The organism is Nioella sp. (genome assembly GCF_964229645.1).
Classification (GTDB): domain Bacteria; phylum Pseudomonadota; class Alphaproteobacteria; order Rhodobacterales; family Rhodobacteraceae; genus Nioella.
In genome coordinates this window covers 1-4,387 of sequence record NZ_CAXREX010000071.1, presented here as the reverse complement: position 1 = coordinate 4,387, position 4,387 = coordinate 1, and the positions used below count along the sequence as shown (strand labels likewise).

General features: G+C 63.9%; 3 protein-coding genes and 1 pseudogene. All 4 read left to right on the top strand.

Features of this window, described 5'->3' with window-relative positions:
• Positions 1–219 (top strand): annotated as a pseudogene (locus tag ACEQXV_RS04720) (TetR/AcrR family transcriptional regulator); the annotation flags it as partial.
• A 4-nt stretch (positions 220–223) separates the two neighbouring features.
• On the top strand, positions 224–1,822 hold the full coding sequence (locus ACEQXV_RS04715; RefSeq protein WP_243613889.1) for an acyl-CoA carboxylase subunit beta: 1,599 nt from the start codon (positions 224–226) through the stop codon (positions 1,820–1,822).
• Positions 1,823–1,831: 9 nt separating this feature from the next.
• Positions 1,832–2,626, top strand: coding sequence for a crotonase/enoyl-CoA hydratase family protein (locus ACEQXV_RS04710; protein ID WP_138424255.1), 795 nt, complete (start codon positions 1,832–1,834; stop codon positions 2,624–2,626).
• Positions 2,623–4,387, top strand: a 1,765-nt coding sequence (locus ACEQXV_RS04705; RefSeq protein ID WP_370268133.1) for an acetyl/propionyl/methylcrotonyl-CoA carboxylase subunit alpha, incomplete at its 3' end; no start/stop codon positions are given. The genes ACEQXV_RS04710 and ACEQXV_RS04705, both read left to right, overlap by 4 nt.

The following is a 4,387-nucleotide window of genomic DNA, read 5'->3' as shown; positions in this document are numbered from 1 at the left end:
AGGGCCTATGAGGCAGAGTGGGACAGTCTTCTGTCCCAGCTTAAGAAAGATGGCACGCTGAAGCAAGACGTCGATATCCGTCGCCTGCGCCTGATGCTGATCGGTACATTGAACGCCACGCTCGATTGGTTCGACCCGGACCGCGGTAGCGCCGATGCGTTGTCACGCACCTATGCCGATGTGTTCCTCAACGGGATACTCCAAAGACAGGATACCTGACTTCATGGCACGTCTTGAAACAGCGGTGCTGACCGCATCAGAGACCTACACCCGCAACCACGCCGCACAAAGCGAGCGCGTCGAAACGCTGCGTGCGCGGATCGCCGAAGCAACGGCTGGCGGCCGCCCCGACATGGTCGCGCGGCATCGCAAGCGCAGCAAGCTGTTGGTCCGCGAACGGATCGACCTGCTGGTGGATCCGGGCACTGCGTTTCTTGAGCTGTCGTCGCTTGCCGCCTACGGTCAATACGGGGGCGAGGTGCCCGGTGCGGGGATCGTGACCGGTATCGGGATCGTCCACGGGCTGCCCTGCGTTGTGATCGCCAACGATGCGACAGTGAAGGGTGGGTCTTTCTATCACGAAACCGTGCAGAAACACATCCGCGCCCAGGAAATCGCAGCCGAGAACCGGCTGCCCTGCCTCTATCTGGTGGATTGCGGCGGTGCCTATCTGCCAGAGCAGGACCGGGTTTTCCCCGATGCCCGCCATTTCGGCAATTCCTTTTATCGTCAAACCAACATGTCCGCGAGCGGCCTGCCGCAGATCTCGGCGGTCTTTGGAGGCTGCACGGCCGGTGGGGCCTATATCCCGGCCCTGTCGGACGAAGTCATCATGGTACGCGGCAACGCACGCATCCATCTGGGCGGCCCCTCGATCGTCAAGGTGGCGATCAACGAAGAGGTTGATGGAGAAACATTGGGGGGGGCCGAGATGCATTCGCGCTTCTCCGGTGTGTCTGACCATCTGGCCGAGGACGAGTATCATGCGCTTGCTCTGATGCGCGACATCGTATCCGAACTGGGCCTGTCGCGCCCGATGGGTCCCGATGCAACCTGCGCGCCGCCGGCGCGCAACCCAGAGGAACTGCTTGGCGTCATCAGCGCCGATCGCAAACAGCCCTATGACATGCGCGAGGTTCTACTGCGCATGATCGACGCCGGCGAATTCCGCGAATTCAAGCCCGGATGGGGTGAGACGCTGGTCTGCGGCACCGCGCGGATTCACGGCTATCGAGTGGGCATTCTCGCAAATAATGGGGCGCTTGTGTCCGACAGTTCGCTCAAGGGCGCGCAATTCGTGTCGATGTGCGATCAACGCAACATCCCGCTTTTGTTCCTCCACAACATCTCGGGCTTCATGGTCGGCACCGAAGCCGAGCGCGGCGGCATTGCCAAAGACAGCGCCAAGCTGGTCTATGCCATGTCGGTTGCCAAGGTGCCGCGCCTGTCGGTCCTCTTGGGCGGCTCATACGGGGCAGGCAACTACGGCATGTGCGGACGTGGTTTCGCCCCGAATTTTCTCTTTGCCTGGCCCACGGCGGAACTGGCCACCATGTCTGCCGACATCGCCACAAATGTGATGCTGGAACTGCGCCGCCAGAAAGGGGGCGACCCGGGCAAGATGGAGGCCGACATGAAGCTAATCGAGGAGCAGGTTCGGGCCCAGTACGGTGAACAGTCCGATCCCTATTATGCCACCTCGCGGCTTTGGGATGACGGGCTGATCGAACCCGCGCAAACCCGCGATATCCTTGGCCTGTGTCTGGCCATCGTGACATCGGTGCCCGAAGCCGGTCGCCATACGCCTGTATTCAGAATGTGAGGCTTCAAGTTGACCAATACCTACAACACGATCCTTATCGAAACCGATGCGCGTGGCGTCGCCAGGCTGACGCTCAACCGCCCCGACAAACACAATGCGCTGAATGGCGAATTGATCGCAGAGCTATACGATGCCGCCGAAAAGCTGGCTGCAGATGACGATGTGCGTATTGTGGTCCTGACCGGCGCGGGCAAGAGCTTCTGCGCGGGCGGCGATTTCAACTGGTTCGCCTCTAATGTCGAGAAAACCCGTAGTGAAAGGGTCGCACAAAGCGCCACGCTGGCGCGGCTGTTGCGCCGCCTTGACACGCTGCCCAAGCCCTTGATCGGGCGGATCAACGGCCCGGCCTACGGTGGCGGTGTCGGCATGATTTCCGTCTGCGACTACACCATCGGCGCCGAAGGCGCGCGCTTCGGTCTGACCGAGGTCAAGCTGGGCCTTCTGCCCGCGAATATATCGCCTTATGTGGTGGCCCGCATCGGCAAGGTGCATTCGCGTGAAACCATGCTGTCGGGGGCGTTGTTCGACACGGCCCGCGCCGAGCGGATCGGTCTGTTGACCGAGGTTGTCGCGCCGGGCGACTTGGACGCCACGGTGAACCGGGTGGTGCATGATCACCTTCAGGCCGCGCCGGGTGCCGTGGCCGATACCAAGGCGCTGATCGCCTATGTCGCGTCCCACGATCTGGAGACCAACATGATCTACACCGCCGACCGGCTGGCCGATGCGTGGGAGACGGAGGAAGGTATCGAAGGCATCAACAGCTTCATCAACAAGGGCGTTCCGTCATGGCGGGTGAAATGAGCTTCACCCGCGTTCTGATCGCCAACCGGGGCGAGATTGCCCGGCGCATCCAGCGCGGGTGCCGCAAACTGGGGCTGGAAAGCGTAGCGGTGTTTTCGGACGCGGACCGCGACGCGCCCTTCGTGGCCGAGGCCGATCATGCCGTCTGCATCGGTGGGGCCGCCCCGTCAGACAGTTATTTGAACGTCGAGGCCATCCTTGAGGCCGCGCGGGCGACGGGCGCGGGTGCGGTGCACCCGGGATATGGTTTTCTGTCTGAGAATGCCGGTTTCGCGGCGGCGGTCGAGGCGGCGGGCCTTGTGTTCATCGGGCCGGAACCCGACGCTATCGCGCGGATGGGCTCCAAGATCGAGGCCAAGGCTGCCGCCGAAGCCGCAGGCGTGCCCGTCCTGCCCGGCTATCGCGGCGAGGATCAGTCCGACGCGCGCCTGCTGCAAGAGGCCGAGGCGCTAGGCACCCCCTTTCTGGTCAAGGCCAGCGCCGGCGGCGGCGGACGCGGGATGCGGCTTGTCTCCGATCTGGGCGACGCACCCGAAGCGATTGCATCTGCCCGGGCCGAAGCGCAGAGCGCCTTCGGCGATCCGGCGGTGTTCCTCGAACGCTATGCGCCCCGTGCCCGCCACGTCGAAGTGCAGGTTCTGGGCGACACTCACGGCACCGTGCTGCATCTGGGCGACCGCGATTGTTCGCTGCAACGCAACCACCAAAAGCTGATCGAAGAAGCCCCCGCCGCCGATCTTCCCGAGGCTGTGCGCGACCGCATGCGTGCGGCAGCGGTGCGGTTGGCGCAGGCGATCGGCTATCGCTCCGCCGGGACGGTGGAATACCTCTATGACCCCGGGCGCGGTGAATACTACTTTCTGGAAATGAATACCCGGTTGCAGGTGGAACACCCCGTGACCGAGGCGATCACCGGCATCGATCTGGTCGAATGGCAGTTGCGCATCGCGCGGGGCGAGCCGCTGGCGCTGACGCAAGGCGATGTGCAGTTTGACGGGCACGCCATTGAAATCCGCATCGCCGCCGAAAACCCGGACGAGAATTTCCGCCCCGAAACGGGCGAGATCAGCCTTTGGGCTCCGCCCGCCGGCGTGCGGCTCGATACCGGGGTCGAGGCAGGCTCGGTCGTCAGCCACCAGTACGAGTCGCTGAGTGCCAAGCTGATCGTCCACGCGCCGGACCGGGCCGGTGCGATCCGTCAGGCGGTTGTCGCAATGGATGCCTTTGCAGTCGGTGGCGTCGGTCTGAACCTGGCCTATCAGCGCGCGTTGCTGACACACCCGGATTTTGCGGCGTTCCGGCACCATACCTCGGGCCTGCCCGAGATGTTCTCAGGCGGCTGGAGTGAACCGTCCGCTGATCCCCGGGACATGGCCCTTGCCGCGATGGCGCTGCATCTGCATCTCGCCCCGGCGGGCGCGTCGCCCTGGGAAAGCCTGGGGTCATGGCGGCTCACGGCCCCTGCGGGGTGGCCCGGTGCAGCATCCTATTGGGCGACGACCAAAGACGACCAGATCCGCGTAAACGGCTCCGGGTCGGTGTTGACAGCCGTACAGCCGGACGGCCAGGCCATAACGGTCGAGAGCGCCGCTTTAGCCGAATGCCGTCTGAGCGGACGCTTCGACGGGGTTCCGTTTTCGCGCATCGCTTACGTCGTGCGCGCGCCGAGTCACTGGCGAGTGCACCTGCAAACCCCTGCTGGAATGACCGCGACAGACCTGCGTACGCTGGAAGACCAGCATCTGCAACGTGCCACCGGCG

Coding starts and splice junctions, on each gene's coding strand:
- ACEQXV_RS04715 (WP_243613889.1), top strand. CDS start 224: ATGGCACGTCTTGAAACAGCGGTGCTGACCGCATCAGAGACCTACACC.